General features: G+C 72.5%; 14 protein-coding genes and 1 pseudogene. 8 read left to right on the top strand and 7 right to left on the bottom strand.

Annotated features, from left to right (window positions below; all coding sequences use genetic code 11):
• Nucleotides 1-4 precede the first annotated feature (4 nt).
• Both OG946_RS32275 and OG946_RS32270 read right to left on the bottom strand, forming a co-directional pair.
• A complete protein-coding gene (locus OG946_RS32275; protein WP_326799474.1) occupies nt 5-718 on the bottom strand; it encodes a response regulator in 714 nt (237 codons plus the stop codon).
• Nucleotides 715-5,007, bottom strand: coding sequence for a HAMP domain-containing protein (locus tag OG946_RS32270; RefSeq protein ID WP_326799473.1), 4,293 nt, complete (start codon nt 5,005-5,007; stop codon nt 715-717). The genes OG946_RS32275 and OG946_RS32270 overlap by 4 nt, the downstream gene beginning before the upstream one ends.
• Before the next feature lie 275 nt (nt 5,008-5,282).
• On the opposite strand from OG946_RS32270, the gene OG946_RS32265 reads away from it, so the two are divergent.
• Nucleotides 5,283-7,001, top strand: a complete 1,719-nt coding sequence (locus OG946_RS32265; protein ID WP_442814551.1) for a SpoIIE family protein phosphatase — start codon at nt 5,283-5,285, stop codon at nt 6,999-7,001.
• Nucleotides 7,002-7,041: 40 nt separating this feature from the next.
• Here the strand turns inward: OG946_RS32265 and OG946_RS32260 are convergent, their stop codons facing one another.
• Nucleotides 7,042-8,448 (bottom strand): FAD-binding oxidoreductase, encoded by a 1,407-nt coding sequence (locus tag OG946_RS32260; RefSeq protein ID WP_326799471.1) that lies wholly within the window; start codon nt 8,446-8,448, stop codon nt 7,042-7,044.
• 46 nt (nt 8,449-8,494) lie between these two features.
• On the opposite strand from OG946_RS32260, the gene pdxR reads away from it, so the two are divergent.
• Nucleotides 8,495-9,955 carry a MocR-like pyridoxine biosynthesis transcription factor PdxR gene (pdxR, locus tag OG946_RS32255; protein ID WP_326799470.1) on the top strand — a complete coding sequence of 487 codons (1,461 nt, stop codon included), beginning with the start codon at nt 8,495-8,497 and terminating at the stop codon, nt 9,953-9,955.
• A gap of 92 nt (nt 9,956-10,047) precedes the next feature.
• Nucleotides 10,048-10,548 carry an ester cyclase gene (locus OG946_RS32250; protein ID WP_326799469.1) on the top strand — a complete coding sequence of 167 codons (501 nt, stop codon included), beginning with the start codon at nt 10,048-10,050 and terminating at the stop codon, nt 10,546-10,548.
• Between the two features lie 69 nt (nt 10,549-10,617).
• On the opposite strand, the gene OG946_RS32245 is transcribed toward OG946_RS32250, so the two are convergent.
• Complete coding sequence (locus OG946_RS32245; protein WP_326799468.1) at nt 10,618-11,508, bottom strand: NAD(P)-dependent oxidoreductase; 891 nt, start codon at nt 11,506-11,508, stop codon at nt 10,618-10,620.
• A 155-nt stretch (nt 11,509-11,663) separates the two neighbouring features.
• On the opposite strand from OG946_RS32245, the gene OG946_RS32240 reads away from it, so the two are divergent.
• The gene (locus tag OG946_RS32240; protein ID WP_326799467.1) at nt 11,664-11,996 is read left to right on the top strand and encodes a winged helix-turn-helix transcriptional regulator; all 333 of its coding nucleotides are present in this window, start codon (nt 11,664-11,666) and stop codon (nt 11,994-11,996) included.
• A 40-nt stretch (nt 11,997-12,036) separates the two neighbouring features.
• Nucleotides 12,037-12,183 (top strand): annotated as a pseudogene (locus OG946_RS32235) (IS5/IS1182 family transposase); the annotation flags it as partial.
• Between the two features lie 5 nt (nt 12,184-12,188).
• Here OG946_RS32235 and OG946_RS32230 read toward each other — a convergent pair.
• Nucleotides 12,189-12,881 carry a maleylpyruvate isomerase family mycothiol-dependent enzyme gene (locus OG946_RS32230; RefSeq protein ID WP_326799466.1) on the bottom strand — a complete coding sequence of 231 codons (693 nt, stop codon included), beginning with the start codon at nt 12,879-12,881 and terminating at the stop codon, nt 12,189-12,191.
• A gap of 467 nt (nt 12,882-13,348) precedes the next feature.
• On the opposite strand from OG946_RS32230, the gene OG946_RS32225 reads away from it, so the two are divergent.
• The 3 genes from OG946_RS32225 (at nt 13,349) to OG946_RS32215 (ending at nt 17,361) form a co-directional block, all read left to right on the top strand.
• A complete protein-coding gene (locus OG946_RS32225) occupies nt 13,349-14,413 on the top strand; it encodes a sugar-binding transcriptional regulator (protein WP_326799465.1) in 1,065 nt (354 codons plus the stop codon).
• 208 nt (nt 14,414-14,621) lie between these two features.
• Complete coding sequence (locus tag OG946_RS32220; RefSeq protein WP_326799464.1) at nt 14,622-16,016, top strand: FAD-dependent oxidoreductase; 1,395 nt, start codon at nt 14,622-14,624, stop codon at nt 16,014-16,016.
• Between the two features lie 58 nt (nt 16,017-16,074).
• Nucleotides 16,075-17,361, top strand: a complete 1,287-nt coding sequence (locus OG946_RS32215) for an MFS transporter (RefSeq protein WP_326799463.1) — start codon at nt 16,075-16,077, stop codon at nt 17,359-17,361.
• 54 nt (nt 17,362-17,415) lie between these two features.
• Here the strand turns inward: OG946_RS32215 and OG946_RS32210 are convergent, their stop codons facing one another.
• Both OG946_RS32210 and selA read right to left on the bottom strand, forming a co-directional pair.
• Nucleotides 17,416-19,212, bottom strand: a complete 1,797-nt coding sequence (locus OG946_RS32210) for a SelB domain-containing protein (protein ID WP_326799462.1) — start codon at nt 19,210-19,212, stop codon at nt 17,416-17,418.
• Nucleotides 19,209-20,519, bottom strand: a complete 1,311-nt coding sequence (selA, locus tag OG946_RS32205; protein WP_326799461.1) for an L-seryl-tRNA(Sec) selenium transferase — start codon at nt 20,517-20,519, stop codon at nt 19,209-19,211. Before selA ends, OG946_RS32210 begins: the two co-directional genes overlap by 4 nt.
• Nucleotides 20,520-20,553 lie beyond the last annotated feature (34 nt).

The following is a 20,553-nucleotide window of genomic DNA, read 5'->3' as shown; positions in this document are numbered from 1 at the left end:
CCCGTCATGACCGGTCCGGCTCGTCCTCGTCGGTACGGTCGCGGGCGCCGCCCGGGTCCGGTGCGGCGCCTTCGCGGGTGTCCGTGCCTCGGTGCCTGGTGAGGTCGCGTACCGACGCCTCCAGGCTCTTGACCTGGTCGGCGAGGACGGGCCCGGCGGGACCCGCCCTCTCCCGCAGCAGCGACTCCACCTGCACCAGCCGCCAGGTGACGTCGCCGAGCCGCTCCCCGAACCCCGCGTCGCCGCCCTGTTCGGCGAGCAGCAGCCGTTGCAACTGCTCCGCCTGCACGGCGAGTTGCCGGTTCTTGCGGTGCAGCTCCAGGAAGACGTTGACCTTGGTGCGCAGGATCCAGGGCTCGATGGGCTTGGCCAGGAAGTCGGCGGCGCCCACCGCGTAGCCGCGGTAGGCGTAGTCGGGGTCGATGCCCTGGCCGGTGAGCAGGATGATCGGGACGTCCTTGGTCTGGTCGAGGCGCTTGATGTTCGCGGCGGTCTCGAACCCGTCCATCCCCGGCATCAGTATGTCGAGCAGGACGACGGCGAACTGCTGGCGCAGCATCGCCTTCAGGGCCTCCTCGCCGGAGTGGGCGAACACCACGCGCTGGCCGAGCGGACCGAGCACCGCCGCGAGCGCGATCAGGTTCTCCTCCATGTCGTCGACGATGAGGATGCTGGCCGGGTCCGGGGCGGGCGGCGGCGGGGCGGCGGCAGTCGTCATGCGGCCCGTCCCGGTGCCGTCGGGTCGTCGCCCCGCGAGTCGCCGGCCGAATCGCCGGCCGGGCCGCCGTCCGCGGCCCGGTCGCCGCCCGCCTGCCGGTCGTGCGACTCGAGCTGTTCGTAGATCGCCGTGAGCAGCCGGTCGACGTTGACCGGCTTCGGGACATAGCCGTCCGCCCCGGCCTCGATGGCCTTCTCCCGGTCGCCCGGCATGGCCTTGGCGGTGAGGGCGATGATCGGCAGACCGGCGAGGCGCGGCGTGGCACGGATGGTCCTGATCACCTCGTAGCCGTCGACCTCCGGCATCATGATGTCCATCAGCACCAGCGAGATCTCCGGGGAGCGGTCCAGGACGTCGAAGCCCTCGCGGCCGTTCTCGGCGTACTTCACGGAGATTCCGACCCGGCCCAGCATGTGTGTCAGGGCGAACACGTTGCGGATGTCGTCGTCCACGATGAGCACGTGCCGTCCGGTCAGCACCCGGCCGGGGCGGCCGCTGAGCCACTGCCTCAGCCGCGTCGTCTCGGGCCAGGTGTCCGTCCGTTCCCGGTCCGCGGGGCCCTCCGTACCCGCCACTTCGGGAGTCACCGCCTCGGCGCCCGCCGCCTGCGGCCCCGGTGTCCGCGCCGTGGTACGGGCCGCCCCGCCCTCCGCGGCGGCGGGGGCGCGGACCGCCGGCGTCGCCCGCTGCGCCTCGCCCCGGCCGTCCCGCGGTCCGCGGCGGTCCGCGCCCGCCTGCCTCTTCCCCGGCCGGCGCGGCTCCGCCGGTTCGAGCGCCGGCGTCGCGCTCCCCGAGGCGGCCGCCAGCGCCTTGCCTGGCAGTTGCGCCGGTACGTAGAGGGTGAACCGCGAGCCCACGCCCTCCTCGCTCTCCGCGTCGATCCGCCCGCCGAGGAGGCCGGCGATCTCCCGGCTGATGGACAGGCCGAGCCCGGTGCCGCCGTACTTGCGGTTGGTGGTGCCGTCGGACTGCTGGAACGCCTCGAAGATGACGTCCAGCTTCTCCGCCGGGATGCCGATGCCGGTGTCCTTCACGGAGAACGCGAGCACCGTCTCCGCGTCGCGCAGCGTGTCCTCCGCGAACTCCTCCGACGGGACCCGCTCCACCCGCAGCTCCACCCCTCCCCGGCTGGTGAACTTCACCGCGTTGGACAGGAGGTTGCGCAGCACCTGCTGGATGCGCTGCTGGTCGGTGTGGAGCTCGGCCGGCACGTCGTCGCCGACGGTCACCTCGAATCCCAGCCCCCGGTCGACCGTCAGCGGCCGGAACGTGGCGCGTACGTAGTCGAGCAGCTTGGCCAGCGGGATCCGCTGCGGGCGTACGTCGATCCGGCCCGCCTCCACCTTGGACAGGTCCAGGATGTCGTTGATGAGCTGGAGCAGGTCGGAACCCGCCTGGTAGATGGTGCCCGCGAACTCCACCTCCTGGTCGGACAGCCGCCCGTCGGCGTTGTCGGCGAGCAACTGGGCCAGGATCAGCAGGGAGTTCAGCGGGGTGCGCAGCTCGTGCGACATGTTCGCCAGGAAGTCCGACTTGTACTGGGACGACGTGGCCAGCAGCGACGCCTTCTCCTCCAGCTCCGCGTTGGACCGCTGCAGCTCCTCGGAGCGGGTGCGCAGCTCGGAGGTCAGGCGCTGCGACTGGGACAGCAGCGCCTCGGTGCGGGCGTTGGCGAGGATGGTGTTGAACGAGACGCCGATGGTGTGCGCGAACTGGTCGACGAACGTCAGCTGGATCTCGTTGAACTTGCTGAACGACGCCAGCTCGATCACGCCCAGCAGCCGGTCCTCGAACAGGATCGGCAGGATGAGGATGCTGGAGGCCGGGGCCGAGCCCAGACCGGACTCGACGGTCACGTAGTGCTGCGGGGCGTCCTCGATCAGGATCCGCTCCTTCTGCTGCACGGCCTGGGCGATCAGCCCGCGGATCGGGGACTCCGACTGGAGGTCCTCCCGGCCGCGGCCGCCGACCCCGTAGTCCGCGATGAGTTCCAGGCCCTCGCCGTCCGCGGCCGTGGAGTCGACCCGGAAGAACAGCTCGGAGTGCGCGTTCACCAGCGGTGCCAGTTCGCGCAGGATCAGGTCGGCGACCTCCACCATGTCGCGGTGGCCCTGCATCAGTCCTGCGATGCGGGTCAGGTTGGACTCCAGCCAGTCCTTGGTGCGGGTGGTCTCGCGCAGGTTGGACACCATGCGGTTGACGTTGTCCTTCAGGTCGGCGACCTCGCCCTGCGCCTCCACGGTGACGGAGCGCGACATGTCGCCCTTGGCGACCGAGCTGGCCACCTCGCCGATGGCGCGCACCTGCGTGGTGAGGTTCAGGGCCAGTTCGTTGACGCCCCTCGTCAGCCGCTTCCAGTTGCCCGACACGCCCTCGACCCGCGCCTGACCGCCCAGGCGGCCCTCGCTGCCCACCTCGCGCGCCACGCGGGTCACCTCGGAGGAGAACGACGACAGCGTGTCCACCATGGTGTTGATGGTCGTCTTGAGTTCGAGGATCTCGCCGCGGGCGTCCACGTCGATCTTCTTCGAAAGGTCGCCGTTCGCGACCGCGGTGGCGACCTGGGCGATGTTCCGTACCTGCGACGTCAGATTCGACGCCATGAAGTTGACGTTGTCCGTCAGGTCCTTCCACACCCCCGAGACCCCGTGCACCTGGGCCCGGCCGCCGAGCTTGCCCTCCGTGCCGACCTCGCGGGCCACCCGGGTGACCTCGTCCGCGAAGTCGCGCAACTGCTGCACCATGCTGTTCACGGTGGTCTTGAGTTCGAGGATCTCGCCGCGGGCGTCCACGTCGATCTTCTTCGAAAGGTCGCCGTTCGCGACCGCGGTGGTCACCAGGGCGATGTTCCGTACCTGCGACGTCAGATTCGACGCCATGAAGTTGACGTTGTCCGTCAGGTCCTTCCACACCCCCGACACGTCCCTGACCTGCGCCTGGCCACCGAGGTTCCCGTCGGTGCCGACCTCGCGGGCCACGCGGGTCACCTCGGAGGAGAAGGCCGACAACTGATCCACCATGGTGTTGAGCGTCGTCTTGAGTTCGAGGATCTCGCCGCGGGCGTCCACGTCGATCTTCTTCGAAAGGTCGCCGTTCGCGACCGCGGTGGCGACCTGGGCGATGTTCCGTACCTGCGACGTCAGATTCGACGCCATGAAGTTGACGTTGTCCGTCAGGTCCTTCCACACCCCCGACACGTCCTTCACCTGCGCCTGGCCACCGAGCATGCCGTCGGTGCCGACCTCACGGGCGACGCGCGTGACCTCGTCGGCGAACGCGGACAACTGGTCCACCATCGCGTTCACCGTGCTCATGAGCTGGCGGATCTCCCCGCGGGCGTCCGCCGTGATCTTCTGGCTGAGGTCGCCGCGCACCACCGCCGTGGTCACCTGGGCGATGTTGCGGACCTGGGAGGTGAGGTTGGACGCCATCAGGTTGACGTTGTTCGTCAGGTCCTTCCACACCCCCGACACGTCCCTGACGTGCGCCTGGCCACCGAGCATGCCGTCGGTGCCGACCTCACGGGCGACGCGGGTCACCTCGTCGGCGAACGCGGACAACTGGTCCACCATGGTGTTCACCGTGAGCTTCAGCTCCAGCAGCTCCCCCGCGGTCTCCACCGTCACCTTGCGGGTCAGGTCGCCACTGGCCACCGCGGTGGTCACGGCGGCGATGTCGCGCACCTGCCGGGTCAGCCGGGAGGCCATGGTGTTGACCGCCTCGGTCACCGCGCGCCACGAGCCGGACAGCCCCCGCACGCTGGCGCGGCCGCCGAGCCGGCCCTCGGTGCCCACCTCGTGCGCCACCCGCATCACCTCGCCGGTGAACGTGGACAGGTGGTCCACCACGCGGTTGAGCCCCACCCCGAGACTGCGCAGGTCGCCGTGGAGCTGGCGGGTACCGACCCGTAGCTCCATGTGCTGGTTCAGGTCCCCCTCCGCCACCGCCTCAAGCACCCGGGTGGCGTTCGTCATCGGCAGGGCCAGGGCGTCGAGCAGGTCGTTCGCGTCGTGCACGATCTGGGCCCAGTCGCCCTGCCCGGTGCTCGCGGAGATCCGCTCGTCCAGTACGCCCTTCCGTGCCACCACCCCCCGCACCCGGCCCACCTCGGAAGCCAGGTGCTCGTTGCGGGCGGCCACCCGGTTGAACGCCTCGGCCACCTCGCCCAGCAGGCCCTCGCCGTCCTCCGGCACCCGCGCCGAGAAGTCGCCGTCGCGCAGCGACCTGAGCGCGATCAGCAGCGGGCGCAGCTCGGCCGTGGGCACCGACTGCTCGTCACGATCCTCCATCACGCCCATCCCTGCGCGCTCCCTGCATGGCCTGCGGCCGGGCGGACGCTCCGGAACCGCTCCTCACCTCAAGAGGGTTTTGTCTACTATATTAGGTTTTGTCGGAATGAGGGTTTGAGACGCATCGGGCCCCCTCCCCACGGCACCGGCAGTCACGCAGGCAGGAGCCATTTGTGCAGGCCGTCTCTTCGGGCAGGCCCGGCGGGCAGGACGGGTCCGGCGTCCGTAAGGCACTTCCGGCCGACCGGCGGTCGCCGGCCCGGGCCCGTGCGTTCGTGCGCGCCGTGATCACCGAGCGGGCGCTGGCGACCTCCTCGCTCGGCCCGCGCACCGAGGAGCTGACGGACGACGCCGCGCTGCTCGTCGGCGAACTGGTCACCAACGCGCTGATCCACGCCGGCACCCCGATGGAGCTGCTCTGCCGGGTGGAGACGGACCCGGAGTCGGACGACGCGCTGACCGGCGCCCGGATCGACGTGTACGACCGGCAGCCGACCGCCACCGTGCCGGGCGCCACCGACGGCACGGGCACCGGTCGCGGCCTGGGACTCCAGATCGTCTCGACCCTCGCAGACGCGTGGGGGGTCACCTACCGGCACACCGAGAAGGCGGTGTGGTGCCGGCTCACCCTCCCCGCCCCGGGCGAGACGAAGGTGCCGGTCGGCCCGCTCAGCCCGGTGCTCTACCAGCAGCTCCAGGCCACGGAGCTGGCCCACCCCCTCGCGCGTACCGAATACCGCGGCCAGGCCGGGGGCGGTGGGGGCGGCCGCGGCGGGACGCTGCTCGCGGAGGCGAGCGAACTGCTGGCCGGGCAGCTCGACGAGAACATGGTCGCCGCCCTGGCCACCCAGCTCATGGTGCCCCGGCTCGCCGACTGGTGCGCCATCTGGCTGCTCGGGGAGGACGGCGAGATGCGGCTCACCAGCGTCTGGCACGCCGACGAGCGGCGTATCGCCCCGCTCCGCGGCGACCTGGAGCCGGAGGCACCGCCGCCGAAGCTGTGGACCACGGGCACCCCCTGGCCCTGGCCGCAGAGCGCCGGCACGGAGGACGGCGGGTCGGCGCTGGCGTTCTCCCTGGTCTCCGGCGGGACGTACCGCGGCACCCTGCTGATCGGGCAGGCGGGACCCCCCGAGATCACCGACTCGGCCGCCCACATCGTGGAGGACGTCTCCCGCCAGGTCGCCCAGGCTCTGGTCACCGCCCGCCAGTACACCCGTCAGACGAGCATCAGCCGGGCCCTCCAGCGCCGCCAGCTCCCGTCCACGCTGGGCAGGCTGCCCGGCATGGAATCGGCGATCGTCTACGAGCCCCACGCCAGCGGACAGACCGTCGGCGGCGACTTCTACGACCTCTTCCCCACGGGCGACGGCCGCTGGTGCTTCCTCCTGGGTGATGTGCAGGGCAAGGACGTCGAGGCGATGTCGGTGACCGGCCTGACCCGCCATCTGGTGAGGCTGCTCGCCCGCGAGGGCCACGGCGTGGAGTCCGTGCTGCGCTGGCTGAACGCGATGATGGCGGAGGACGCCGCGGAAGCGGTGAGCGCCAGGGGGGAGGCGGCCCGGCCCCGCTTCCTCAGCATGGTCTACGGGGAGCTGACCCCCGACCCGAGCGCGGGCGGCGCCCAGTGCCGCCTCGCCAGCGCCGGCCATCCGCTGCCGCTGCGGATGACCGCCGAGGGGGAAGTGGGCTCCGTGGTCCGCTCCCAACTGCTGCTCGGCATCGACGAGGACGCCGAGTTCAGTGCCGACACCTTCCGGCTCGCCCCCGGTGAGACCCTGCTGTGCGTCACCGACGGGGTCACCGAGCGGCGCGACGGCCAGCGCCTCCTCGACGACGACAACGGCCTCGCCGCGATCCTGCGGGACTGCGCGGGCATGGGCGCGATGGCGGTGGCCGAACGGGTCCGCCAGGCCACCCACGACTTCAGCCCCGAGCCGGTGGAGGACGACCTCGCCGTGGTGGTGCTGCACGCGGAGGCGCCGGCGCGGTGACCCGCGGCCGCGCGGTGCTGCGACCCGGCCCGGCGCGGGCTCACGGGGCGGCCGGGGGGATGTTCTGGTTGAGGTGGAAGACGTTGTGCGGGTCCCAGACTCCCTTGAGCGCGGTCAGCCGGGCCAGTTTGGCGGCCGGGAAGGCGCGCCGGATGCCGCGGTGCCCGTCGTCGGCGGTGAGGGAGTTGACGTAGACGCCGTTCGCGTACGGAGCGAGCGCCGAGCCCGCAGCGCGGGCGGCGGCCATCCGGGCGTCGTCCTCGGCCTCGTCCGTCCAGCGCGATCCGGCGCCGAACTCGAACATCGTGCCGCGGTGGCTGAACGCCGCGTCGGCGTCGGGGACGTCGGCGATGGCCCCGCCGTGCGCCTGCAGCCCGACCCCGGGCAAGCCCGTGCCGGAGCCGGCACCCCGCAGGTCCGTCGCCCCGCGCAGCAGGAACCGCTCGATGGCCGGGGCCGGGAAGTCGCGCAGGTAGTGGGCGGCGGAGTAGCGGCGGTAGGCGTGCCCGCCGCTGGAGTCCATGCTGGTCTGCAGCTCCAGGTACGACGGCGTGGTGATCCGCGTCGCGACGGGCCGGCCGAGCGCGCGCAGCGCCGGCAGCAGCAGCCGCCCCCGCTCCGGGTCGCCGACCCACACGAACCCGACGGTGGCCACCGGACCGCCTCCCGCCGCGCCGTCGGCGACGGAGGCCGAGAAACACGCCTCGCGCGGCGCGACGGCGTTCAGATCCCGCCAGCCCTCCAGCACCGGCACGGCGTCCTCGGCGGGGAAGTCGAACTCGGCGACCAGCGTCCGCGTGCCCGTCCGGTGCAGCCGGAACTCGAACTCGGTGACGACGCCGAAGTTGCCGCCGCCCCCGCGCAGCCCCCAGAACAGCTCCGGGTGCTCGGTGCTGCTCGCCGTCACGATCTCGCCGTCCGCGGTGACCACGGTGTACGACTCGACGTTGTCGCACGCGAGCCCGTACTGCCGGGCCAGCCACCCCATGCCGCCGCCGAGGGTGAGCCCGCCGACGCCGGTGTGCGAGACGTTCCCCGCGGTGGTGGCGAGGCCGTACGGCTGCGTGGCCCGGTCCAGCGCGCCGAGCAGCGCGCCACCCTGGACGCGGGCCCGCCGCCGCACCGGGTCGACGCGCACGCCGCCCATGGGGGTCAGGTCGATCATCAGGCCGTCGTCGGGAACGGCGAATCCTGCCACGTTGTGCCCGCCGCAGCGGACGCCTGTCTCCAGGTCGTGGTCGCGGGCGAAGCGCACCGCGGCCTGCACGTCGGCGGCGCTCGCGGCCTGGACGACCATCCGGGGACGGCGGTCGACCATGGCGTTCCAGACGGTACGGGCGGAGTCGTACCCGGCGTCGCCGGGGGCGAGGAGCCGGCCGTCGAGGCGGGCGGCGAGGCGGGAGAGGGAGTGTCCGGTGCTGGTAAGGGTGCGTGTCGCTGTCGTCATGCTCCGAGCCTGACGCGGATCGGTACCCACGGTAAGGTCCGATTCCATGCCCCGAATTCGGACCAATTCCAGCACTGCCGAGGACCTGCTCATCGAGCTGGACCGGGACCGCACCCGCGCCGAGCCGCTGCACCGGCAGGTCGCGGCGTCGATCCGGGAGAGCGTACGGGCCGGCCGGCTGCGGCACGGCGCATCGCTGCCGCCCACCCGCACCCTGGCCGCCGGCCTCGGGGTGTCGCGCGGGGTCGTGGTCGAGGCGTACCAGCAGCTCGTCGCCGAGGGCTATCTGACCAGCCGCGCCGGCGGCTACACCCAGGTCGCGCTGGAGCGGGGCGGCGGCGCAGGCGGCGCCCACGCCGCGGCCCCCGTCGCCCCCGCGCGGGCGCAAGGCGCGGCGCCGGCCGTCGACTTCGGGTACGGGCACACCGACGTCTCCACCTTCCCCCGCGCCGCGTGGCTGCGCTCGGTGCGTACCGTCTTCGCCACCACGCCCAACGAGCGGTTCGCCTACCTCGACGGCCGCGGCGTCCCCGAGCTGCACCAGGCCCTGGCCGACTACCTCAACCGCGTCCGCGGCACCTCGGCCCGGCCCCGGCACACCGTGATCTGCAGCGGGTTCGGCCAGGGCGTCTCGCTGCTCGTCCAGATCCTCGCCGCCCGGGGCGCCCGCCGGCTGGCCGTCGAGGACCCGTCGCCGGACGACGACGCCCGCCCGCTGGCCGCCGCGGCCGGGCTGGACGTCGTGGGCATTCCGGTCGGTCCCGACGGCATCCGCGTCGAGGAGCTGGAGAAGGCCGACGCCGACGCCGTGGTGCTGACGCCTTCGCACCAGTGGCCGACCGGCGGGGTGCTGTCCGCCGCGGCCCGCGCCCGGGTGATCCGCTGGGCGCAGCGGCGCGGGGCGCTGGTGATCGAGGACGACTACGACGCCGAGTACCGCTACGACCGCGCGCCCGTCGGCGCCATCCAGGGGCTCGCGCCCGACCACGTCGTCTACTGCGGTACGGCCAGCAAGACCCTCGTACCCGGGCTGCGCCTCGGCTGGATGCTGGTGCCGCCGCACCTCGTGGACGACGTGGCACGGGCCAAGCTGCTCGCCGACCGCGGCTCGTCGGTCATCGACCAGTTGACGTTCGCCGACTTCCTCGGCCGCGGCGAGTTCGATCGCCATCTGCGCCGCATGCGGCCCGTCTACCGCCGCCGCCGCGACGCCCTGCTGGCGGCGCTCGACGCCCATCTGCCGGAGCTGACCCCCTCCGGCGTCGCGGCAGGACAACACGTGGTGGCGTGGCTGCCGCCGGACCTCGACGAGGCGGCGGTCGTCGCCGCGGCGGCCCGCCGCGGCGTCGCGCTGCGCGGCGTCGCCCGCTACCGCCTCGACCCGGCCGGACCCGGCGGCCTGATCTTCGGCTACGCGACGCTCTCCGGGCGGGCCATCGCGTCAGGCATCGCCACCCTGGCCCGCGCGGTCGCGGACGTCCGCGGCTCGCAGGGCGCCGCCCCGTAGGCCGCCGCCGCGTTTGACCTTGTCGCGACGTCAGCGTTTCTCCTGGTGACAGCGGCCGGCGCGGCCGGCCACCGTCTCCGAGGAGGAACTTCATGGGTACGTCTCCAAGCCACCGCTCCGGCCAGGCCGCCGTCGAGCTGCTGCGCGACGCGTTCGCCGCCCTCAACCGGAAGGACCTCGACGCGGGCACCGAGATGCTCACCGAGGACTTCGTGATCAACATCGCGGGGATGCCGTTCCAGATGCACGGCCGTGACGCCTGGCGGCAGAACGTGTCGGTGATGCGCACGGCCTTCCCCGACTTCCAGGTCCGGATCGAGGACATCTTCGGCTCGGACGACCGCGTCGCGGTCCTGCTCACCATGCGGGGCACGCACCAGGGCGAGTTCCGGGGCATCCCGGCCACCGGCCGGCGGGTGGAGTACACGAGTGCGGAGCTGTACCGCGTCGCGGACGGCAGGATCGCCGAGGAGTGGATCTACTCGGACACGGAGACGCTGATGCGGCAGCTCGACGGATCCGACGGATCCGACGGATCCGACGGGGCCGACGGGGCCGACGGGGCCGACGGGGCCGGCGCCCCGGACGCGTAGCCACTTCGCGAGCCCTGCCCGGGAGCCCGCCGGCTCGCTTGCGGCCGGCCGGGGTGACGGGCCGTTGTGCTACGTCTGCTGCGCCGGCCTCCTCAGCACTTCGGTCAGGGCCGAGATGCTGTGCTCGGCGTGGCCGGCCGCGGCCGCCCTCTCCACCAGGTCGTGCAGCGGGGCGAGCCAGGCGGTGTCGACGTTCGTCTCCTTGGTCAGTTCCTCGTCGTGGGCCGCACCCTCGACGAAGAGGCCGACCGAGGAGGCGGCATCGCTGTAGTCACCGCTGTCGATTTCCCTGGCGTAGACAGGCAGGAGGGACTTGATCATGTCCAGCCACTTTTCGCTGAACCGCACCATGCTCGCCGCCTCCAGCCCGCGGGACTGGACGGCGGCGGCGCCCTGGAAGAAGCCGGTGAGCGCGGGCAGCAGCATGGCGCCCACGGCCATCTCGTACAGCGCGGCGAGGTCGGTCTCGTCCCCGAGGTGGACGGTATCGCCGCCCAGGACTTTCAGCGTCTTCTCGTACTCGTCGAAGACGGTCCTGTCGCCGCTGTAATACAGCAGCGTGTCCGGTGCTCCCACTGCGGATGGCACGTTCTTGACCGCCCCGGCCAGAAACCGGGCGCCGCGGCCGGTCGCCCACGAGTGCAGGGCGCGGGCGCCGGCGGGTGAGCCGCTGTTCAGCGTGACGAGGGCACGCCCGGAGAGCGCCGCCGCGGCCCGGTCAAGGGCAGAGCGCGTGTCCTCGAAGGTGGTCAGGCAGGTGATGACCAGCGGGCTTGCCTCGACCGCGCTCTCCACCTCCGGGGCGTGGACGGCTCCCCTGGCCACCAGCGGCGCCGCCTTGGCGGGGGTGCGGTTCCACACCGTCGTCGGGTATCCGGCGTCGACGAACGCTTCGGCCAGAGCCCGGCCCATCGCCCCCAGCCCTACGATCGTCACGGGTGTGCGGTTGTCCGCGGGCATGCGTCACTCCCATCAGTGGTCGGGTGTATGAGAAATCACCGAATCGCGCCTCGAATCCGTCTCCGGCGCGGCACCTTCTATCCTGGGCCGCCACGCACATTCCCTCAAGTACCTACAATTCTGTTGGGTACCCACACTTTTGTCAGGGAGCATCGATGGCCAAGCGGACTTACATCTGTGGACTCGACGCCGCCATCGCGGTCATGGGCGGGAAGTGGAAAGGGCTGATCCTGTTCGCCCTCGGTGAGGGCGGGCCCCTGCGCTTCGGGGAGTTGAGGCGATCGGTGCCGGGCATCAGCGAGAGAATCCTGATACTTCAGCTCCGGGAGATGGAAGCCAGCTCCCTGGTGCACCGCGAGGTTTATCACCAGGTTCCGCCCAAGGTGGAGTACTCGCTGACCGAGTTCGGCAGTTCACTCAACGCGGCGCTCGCACCGCTCGGCGAGTGGGGCGAGGAGCACATGGAACGCATCGAGGCCATTCCCTAGGGCCTCTCCGACGGGTTGCGTGCCGACAGCAGTTGACCGCGGGGCGTATCGCCGCAGGAACGAGGTTGAGCGAACGATCAACGCGCTCAAGGGATTCCGTGCCGTGGCCACTCGTTGCGACAAGCGGGCCTACGTGTTCCACGGCACGGTCGCCGTCGCCGCAATCCGCCCATGGCTACGCTCATGAACAGCTCACGGCGTCAACGTGCCGGCCAGGATGCGCAGCCCAGCCGCCTGATCGCCGGTCCAGCTGAAGGCGGCGTCCGAGCTGCGCATCCGACCCCACAGGAGCAGCACGAGCTGTTCCGCTGTCGCCGCAAGCGTGGCCACGGCAGTGCCAGGGCCGTACACCCAGGATGTCCCGGTGTCCGTCGCGTGCAGACGCAAGGCGCGCTGCGGGCGATGCGCTCGTCCCCGGGCTATCTGCCTTGGTGCCATCGTGTCGAAGACCTCGGCCACGCCTTCGCCGGCCAGGATCGCGTCGAGCGATCGCGTGAGGCCCAGTGCGTTCTCGGCATCCCAGCGGTGAACGAGCGCCTCCAGCGCACGGCGCCGCTGCCAGAAGCCAACCGTGTGCGGCGGATGGAAGGTCCAGGCGCTCGCACTCGGGTCGGTGTCGAGGGCCTTGAGCAAAGTCGCTGAACTCTCCTCGAACCACTGCACCAGCCCTTCGGGATCACGCGGAGCCGGAGTGGCCTGGTAGTTGCCGCGTTGCTCGGTAACTGCGGCTGCCGCCCATAGATTTGAGCTGCCCAGGTGCTCAGCCAGATCACGGAGCGTCCACTCGCCGCAGTGCTCGATGGGTACAGACAGGTCACCGTCGAGGCATGCGCGGAACGCGTCGAGTTCGTCACTCAGGTGCTGAAGCAGAGAATCCGGGTCCATAACCAGCGAACCTAACTCAGCCCTCTGACATCGCGATCCGGACCCGACCCGTCGGACAGGCCCTGGCCCGCGGAGGTCGGTGCCTCGGGGCGCCGAATCGGAGGTGCCGGGCGGGTCGTTAGCATCTGCGTCTCTCAACGGGGGTGACGCGGTGATCGAGACGTTGTTCCGTACCGAGGACGTGCCGGCGGAGGACCGGGGGGAGGCGTGGCGCGAACACGTCTCCCGGCTGCACGCGCCGCTCGACCTGGCCGGCCGTCCCGTCGCCGACTACTACGCCGAAATGCGCCAGGCAGGGCCGCCGTGTCCCCTCGGCGGCCCTGCCGCCGTGCACGGTGGCGTACGCCGCCGTAGTGGGCCATGCGCCGCCGGCATGCCCGTCGACGCACTCCCGGGCAGGGAGGGGAGCACAGGCCGCGGCGGCCCGACACGCCGTGTCCCGCGGTCTCTCCCCTAGGATGACGGGCGTGGGACCTGCGGAGATGCCCGGGGATGCGCCCCGTCGGCCGCTACACCAGGATGGGGATCCCGACCGGTACGAGCCGGAGACGCTGGGAGTCTCGGCGGACGGCAGGGTCGAGACCGCCCTTCGCGTCGCCCAGCAGTACTACCTTCAGCGCGCGACCATGGGCGCGATCGCCAAGGAGCTGGGGACCTCGCGTTCCACGGTGTCCAGGCTGCTGAGCTACGCCAGGGACGCCGGGCTGGTGGAGATCCACATTCACCGTCCCCAGCCCCGGGTGAACGTGGTGGAGCGGCGGTTGCGGGAGCAGTTCGGCGTCCGGGCGCACGTGGCCCGCGTCCCCGCCGCCGCCACCAACGTCGAGCGACTGGAGCTGACGGCCATCCAGGCCGCCCGGGTGATCAACTCCGTCTTCGACTCCGACATGGTCATCGGCCTGTCCTGGGGCACCATGGTCAACGCCATCAGCCGGTGTCTGATCCCGAAGCCGATCCACAACTGCCAGTTCGTGCAGTTGAACGGCGCCGGCAACTCGCGGGCCACCGGCACCCACTACTCCCATCAGATGTTCTCGGCGTTCGGCGCGGCCTTCGACGCCGTCGTCCAGCAGTTGCCGGTGCCGCTGTTCTTCGACTCCGCGGAGACCAAGCGGGCGCTCTTCCGTGAGCGCGTGGTGCGCAGGGTCACCGAGCTTCAGCAGACCGCCGACGCGGCCCTGTTCAGCGTGGGAACGGTGGCCGACGGGATGCCGAGCAGTCCCTACATGGCCGGCTACTTCCTTGACGAGTCCGACTTCGCCTCCCTCGCCGAGGACGAGGTGGTCGGCGACATCGCCACGGTCTTCATGCGCTCCGACGGGAGCCATCACGGGGTGCGTCTCAACGAGCGTACGAGCGGCCCCGACCTCGACCGGCTCCGGGACGTGGGCCACCGGATCTGCGCCGTCTCCGGCGACCACAAGATCGCTGCCCTGCGCGCCGCCCTCGCCGGGGACTACATCACCCAGTTGGTGATCGACGAGCGCACCGCCGTCCTCCTGCTCGACGGCCTCGCCGCGCCGTCCGCCTGACCGCACCGCGCCCTCAACTCCCCACCCGCCCACCGCAGGTGCCAGTACGCGCTGGTCAGACGCACAATCGACTCACGCTGCACATGTGTGCACAGCACTGGTGAAACGTGCACGGCAGCAGGCATGGTGGCGGGCACCACCGGGCCCGTGAGCCGCCAGAAGAAGCGGGCCCCTCTCCCGTACCCCCTGTCACGGAGGTCTGTCCACCATGCCCAGCCACACGTACACCCGTCAGCTCCCGGTGGGTGTGCCCACCGACGTCCTCGTCGTGGGGAGCGGGCCCTCCGGGCTGGGCGCGGCGCTGGCCGCCGCCCGCAACGGGGCCTCGGTCCGCCTCGTGGAGCGGTTCGGGTTCCTCGGGGGCAATCTGACCGCCGGTCTCGTCGGCCCCTGCATGACCTCCTTCTCGCTCGACGGCACGACCCAGCTCGTCCGCGGGATCTTTGAGGAGTTCGTCCAGCGCATGGTCCGGGTGGGCGGCGCGGTGCACCCCTCCGAGACCCGTTCCGGCAGCCCGTACTCGGGCTTCATGGTCTACGGGCACGAGGCCGTGACCCCCTTCGACCCGGAGGCGGCCAAGGTGGTCGCGCTCGACATGTGCGAGGAGGCCGGGGTCGAGCTGCTGCTGCACACCTTCGTCGCCGATGCCCTCACCGAGGAGCGCCGGGTGACCGGTGTGGTGGTGGGCAACAAGAGCGGCCTCGGCGTGCTCCCCGCCACCACGGTCATCGACTGCACGGGGGACGGGGACGTCGCCGCCCGCGCGGGGGCGGGCTTCGACCTGGGCCGGGACGGGGACGGCCGGATGCAGCCGATGACCCTGTTCTTCCGGGTGGGGGACGTCGACGACGACGCGGTACGGGCCTATCAGGACGCGCACCCCGACGAGCGGTTCCCCTTCCAGGGGCTGGTGGAGCAGGCGAGCGCGGACGGCTCCTTCACCCTCCCCCGCCGGGGCATCCAGTTGTTCAAGACCCTGGAGCCGGGAGTGTGGCGCATCAACACCACGCGGGTCCTGGGACTGGACGGCACCGACGCCGACGACCTCACCACCGGTGAGATCACGGCCCGCCGCCAGGTCGTCGAGCTGATGCGGTTCTTCCGCGAGCGGCTGCCCGGGATGCGGGACTGCAAACTGCTCGACACCGCCGCCACCATCGGAGTCCGGGAGACCCGGCGCGTACGCGGCGAGCACCTTCTCACCCTCGACGAACTGACCTCGGGACAGCCCTTCGACGACACCATCGCGGTGGCCGGCTATCCCGTCGACATCCACAGTCCGACCGGGCCGAACGGCCCCTTCGACGACGGCATCCCGCCCACCGCCAACATCTACGAGATCCCCTACCGCAGCCTCGTTCCCCGCGACCTGGACAACCTGCTGCTGTCGGGGCGGTGCGTCTCGGCGACCCACGAGGCACTCGCCGCGATCCGGGTCATGCCCCCGTCCTTCGCGATGGGCGAGGCCGCGGGGGTCGCGGCCGCTCTCGCCCGGCGCGACGGGGTGCTCCCCCGCGCCGTCGACGTGCCCGAGCTCCAGCGCCGGCTCCTCGCCCAGGGTGCCTACCTGGGCCCCCGTTTCGAGTCCGCCCCCCTCCGCTGACCGTGCCGCTCCGGCCCGCACACCCTGAACGAAGGGACACGCCATGATTCGTCGCGTTGTGAGCGCCAGCACCGTGGGCACCGCCCTGGAGTGGTACGACTTCATGCTCTTCGGGACCGCCGCCGCGCTGGTCTTCGACGAGGTCTTCTTCCCCGGCCACGACCCGATGGTGGGGACGTTGTCCGCTCTCGCCACGTTCGCCGTCGGCTTCTTCGCCCGGCCGTTCGGCGGCCTGCTCTTCGGTCACTACGGGGACCGGATCGGCCGGAAGAAGGTCCTGGTGATCACGCTCTGCCTGATGGCGGTGGCCTCCACCCTCATGGGCCTGATCCCCAGCTACGACAGCATCGGCGTCGCCGCCCCCGCACTGCTGGTGTTCCTGCGCATCCTCCAGGGACTCGGCGCCGGAGCGGAGTACGCCGGCGGGGCGCTGATGGCGGCCGAGCACGCACCGCCGCGCAAGCGCGGTCTGTACGCGGCCATTCCGCCCACGGGCAACGGGGTCGGCGTCATTCTGGCCGCCGCCGTCTTCACCCCGTTCACCATGCTCCCGGACGACCAGTTCACCACCTGGGGCTGGCGGATCCCCTTCCTGCTCAGCATCCTGATCCTGCCGGTGGGCCTGTACATCCGTATGCGCGTGGCCGAGACACCCGCGTTCGACCAGACCAGGGAGCAGGGCGGGCGGACGTCGACGCCGGCTCTGGACCTGGCCCGGAACGAGCCGAGGACGCTGCTGCGGTGTCTGCTCACCAACATCGGTCCGAACGTCGCGACCTACGTGCCGAGCGTCTACGCCCTCACCTATATCGAGGACGACCTGGGCATGGCCGCCAGCGTCGGCACCATCGGGCTCCTGATCGCCAACTCCGTCAAGGTGGTCACCCTTCCGCTGTCCGGGGCGCTCTCGGACAGATGGGGCCGGAAGCCGGTCTTCGCGTCGGGAGCGGTGCTGTGCGCCCTCCTCGCGTTCCCCTTCTTCTGGCTGCTCGACACCGGCCACTCCTGGGTGGTGTGGATCGCGATGACCCTGATGCTCACCTTCGCCAACGACCTGATGCTCGGTGCCCAGGCGGCGATGCTCCCCGAGCAGTTCGACACCCACGTGCGGTACACGGGCGTCGCGGTGAGCAGGGAGTTCGCCGCCGCGGTCGCGGGCGGCACCCTGCCGTTCATCGCGGCCGCCCTGACCGCGGTCACCGGCGGCACGTGGGCACTGTCCACACTGATGGTCTTCATGTGCGTGCTCTCGCTCATCGGGGTGTCCGGCCTCCGGGACGGCCGGGAGCTGTCCTTCGTCGAGGAAGGCCCCCGGCTGGACAAGGAGACCGCCTCCGCGACCTAGCCCGGCAGTTGCCCGGTAGGTGGGGAGTCCGCCCCGGCAGCGCGGCGGCAACCCTCAGCCGCGGTCCGTGAGGACCCGGCGGCCGTCGGGGTGGCGGTGGGTGCGGCCGGTCTCGTCGAGGGTTTCCAGGAGAGGGATCGCGACGCGGCGGCTGACGGCGAGGGCGCGGGCGGCCTCGCCGACCGTGAACGGCTGGGGCAGCCCGGCGAGTTCGCGGGCCGCACGGCCCACGGACCCGGCGGGGAGGTGGACCGGACCCACGCGCTCCAGCTTGCCGCGGCGCACCAGGAGGCTCAACGCCTCGGCATCGAGGCCCAGTTCGTCCAGACGCCGGCGGGTGGGGGCCTGGAACGGGGCGGACCGCAGCTCGTCCAGCAGCCGCTTCAACCCGGCGGCGACCGCAGCGGGCAGCCGGTCCGCCTCGTCGGCGCGGTACAGCCTGCCGTCGCGCAGGATCAGTTCGGCGCCGGACACGCCGGCCAGGGCGTCCCAGGTGGTGTCCGGCGGCAGGGCGAGGAGCTGACGGGCCCGGGCGACCGGCAGCCCCGGGTCGACGGGGTGGGCCTCGGCGTGTTCCCGTACCGCCGCGGCCAGGGCGGCGCCCAGCCGTTCCGCGTGCCCTCGGCCGAGCAGCCAGCGTTCGCCGGCCGCGTCCACGGCGTAGCCCTGCGCGGCGAGCCGGCCGCGTTCGCCCAGGCCGACGGCGGCCAGCCGGACGGCGGGGTCGGTCGGCTCGGCGATGCCGGCCAGCAGGCGGGCGCGGGTGGCGGCGGCTCCCCGGCCGGTCAGCGGGGGCGGCTCCGGGTCCAGCACCGTCGCGCCGACCAGCAGCCGGGAACCCGGGTCGCGCAGCAGCAGCCGGTCGCCGACGTGGAGCGGCAGCGGCGTGCGCAGGGCGAGGCGGGCGGCGTCCGGGCCGAGCGGCCGCAGCCGCGCGCTGGTCGCGGCGGTGCCGCAGTGGACCAGGGGTTCGGCCGGCAGCCGGGGAGGTGCACCGCCGTCGTCCGTACCGCTCGTCGGTTCGTAGCGGATGTCCACGAGGTCCGTGGTCCACCAACGCCCGGGGGTGAGCAGCGCGTTGCCCCTTCGGACCTGATCGGCGGCGATGCGGCGGAGGTTCACGGCGACGCGGGCGGGGCCCGTCACCCGGGGAACCGCGTGGCCGAGGCTGTGCAGGCCGCGCACCTGCACGGTGCGGCCGGCGGGGGCGAGGTGCAGGGTGTCGCCCTCGGCGAGGGTTCCGGCGGAGAGGGTGCCGGTGACGACCGTACCGGCGCCGGGCATGGTGAATGCCCGGTCCAGCCACAGCCGTACGGGGGCCGCCGGATCGGGCGGCGGCCGGGCGGCGGCCAGCGCGTCGAGTTCGCGGAGAAGCCGGTCGAGCCCCTCGCCGGTGCGGGCGCTGACGGCGACGGCGGGCGCGCCGGCGAGGCCGGTCCCGGCGGTCCGTTCCACCGCCTCGGCGAGGGCCGGCCCGGGGTCGGCGAGGTCGGTGCGGGTGACGGCCAGCAGCCCGGTGCGTACGCCGAACGCGTCGAGCGCGGCGAGGTGTTCCGCGGTCTGCCGGCGCCAGCCCTCCTCGGCGGAGACCACCAGCAGGACGGCGGGCGCGGTGGCGATCCCGGCGAAGGTGGTGGCCAGATAGCGGTGGTGGCCGGGCACGTCGACGAAGGCGAGGGCGCGCCCGCCGGGCGCGGTGGTCCAGGCGAAGCCGAGGTCGAGGGTGAGGCCGCGCCGCCGCTCCTCGGTGAGCCGGTCGGGGTCGGTGCCGGTGAGGGCGCGTACCAGCGTCGACTTGCCGTGGTCGACGTGGCCGGCCGTCGCGATCACCAAGCCGGGAACCGCGGTCACGCCCCCTCCGGCGGCGGGGCCACCGCGGCGAGGACGGCGGCGAGCAGTGTCGCGTCGTCCTCCTCGGGAACGGTCCGCAGGTCGAGCAGCAGCCGGTCGCCGTGGACGCGGCCCACGACGGCCGGGTCGCCGGTGCGCAGCGGCCCGGCGAGGGCGGTGGGCAGCGCGACGGCGGCGCTGGGCAGGGTGACGCCGGGCGCTCCCCCGCCGCCGACCCGGGCATCGCTGGGCACCGCCTCGGCGGCGACGCCCTGTTCGGCGAGCCCGGCCGCCAACGTCCCGGCGCGGGCGCCGAGTTCGGCTTCGCGGGCCGCCAGGGCCCGTACCACCGGGGGCCGCGGACCGAGAACGGTGGCCTCCAGGGCGGCGAGGGTCAGTTTGTCGACACGCAGCGCGCGGGCCAGCGGGTGGGTGCGGAGCCGTTCGACAAGGTCGCGCCGGCCGAGCAGCAGGCCCGCCTGCGGGCCGCCGAGCAGCTTGTCCGCGCTGGCGGTGACCAGCCCTGCACCCTGGTCGAGGGAGGTGGCGGCGTCGGGCTCGTCCGGCAGCGCGGGGTGTGGCCGCAACAGCCCGGAGCCGATGTCGTGGACCAGCGGTACGCCCAGCGTGGCGAGCCGGGCGACGGGAACGGAGGAGACGAAGCCGGTGGTCAGGAAGTTGGACGGGTGCACCTTGAGGACGAGCCCTGTGCCGGGGCCGACGGCACGCGCGTAGTCGTCGAAGTGGGTGCGGTTGGTGGTGCCGACCTCGACCAGCCGGGCGCCGGTGCTCTCCAGCAGTTCGGGGAGGCGGAAACCGTCGCCGATCTCGACCAGCTCGCCCCGGCTGATGACGATCTCGCGGCCCCCGGCGAGGGCGGTGGCGGCCAGCACCAGTGCGGCGGCGTTGTTGTTGACCAGATGGACGGCCTCGGCGTTCGGGACGGCCTCGGCGAGGGCGGCGAGCGCGCCCCTCCCCCGCCGGGCACGGCGCCCGTCGCCCAGGTCGAACTCGACATCGGTGGCGCCGGAGGCGGCCCGTAGCGCCTCGGTGGCGGCCGGGGAGAGCGGCGCGCGGCCGAGGTTGGTGTGCACGACGACGCCGGTGGCGTTCACCACCGGGCGCAGTGAGGTGGCGTTCCGGGGCAGGGCGGCGACGGCCGCGTCGGCGGCCTCTTCGGGGGCCAATCCGCCGTTCCGCACCCGGTGCTGGGCCTCCGCGACCGCGCGACGGACCAGAGTGCCCCCCAGCCGCCCTGCGGCGTCGGCGAGCCGGGCGTCGGCGAGCAGGGCGTCGGTACGCGGAACGCGGCGTCTGGTGTTCGTCAACGCCGGCCTCCCCGGTGGCGTCCCCAACAGCGTC

The organism is Streptomyces sp. NBC_01808, from assembly GCF_035917395.1.
Lineage (GTDB): Bacteria > Actinomycetota > Actinomycetes > Streptomycetales > Streptomycetaceae > Streptomyces.
Note: the sequence above shows the minus strand (reverse complement) of the source record. Positions and strands in the feature narration are given on the sequence as shown.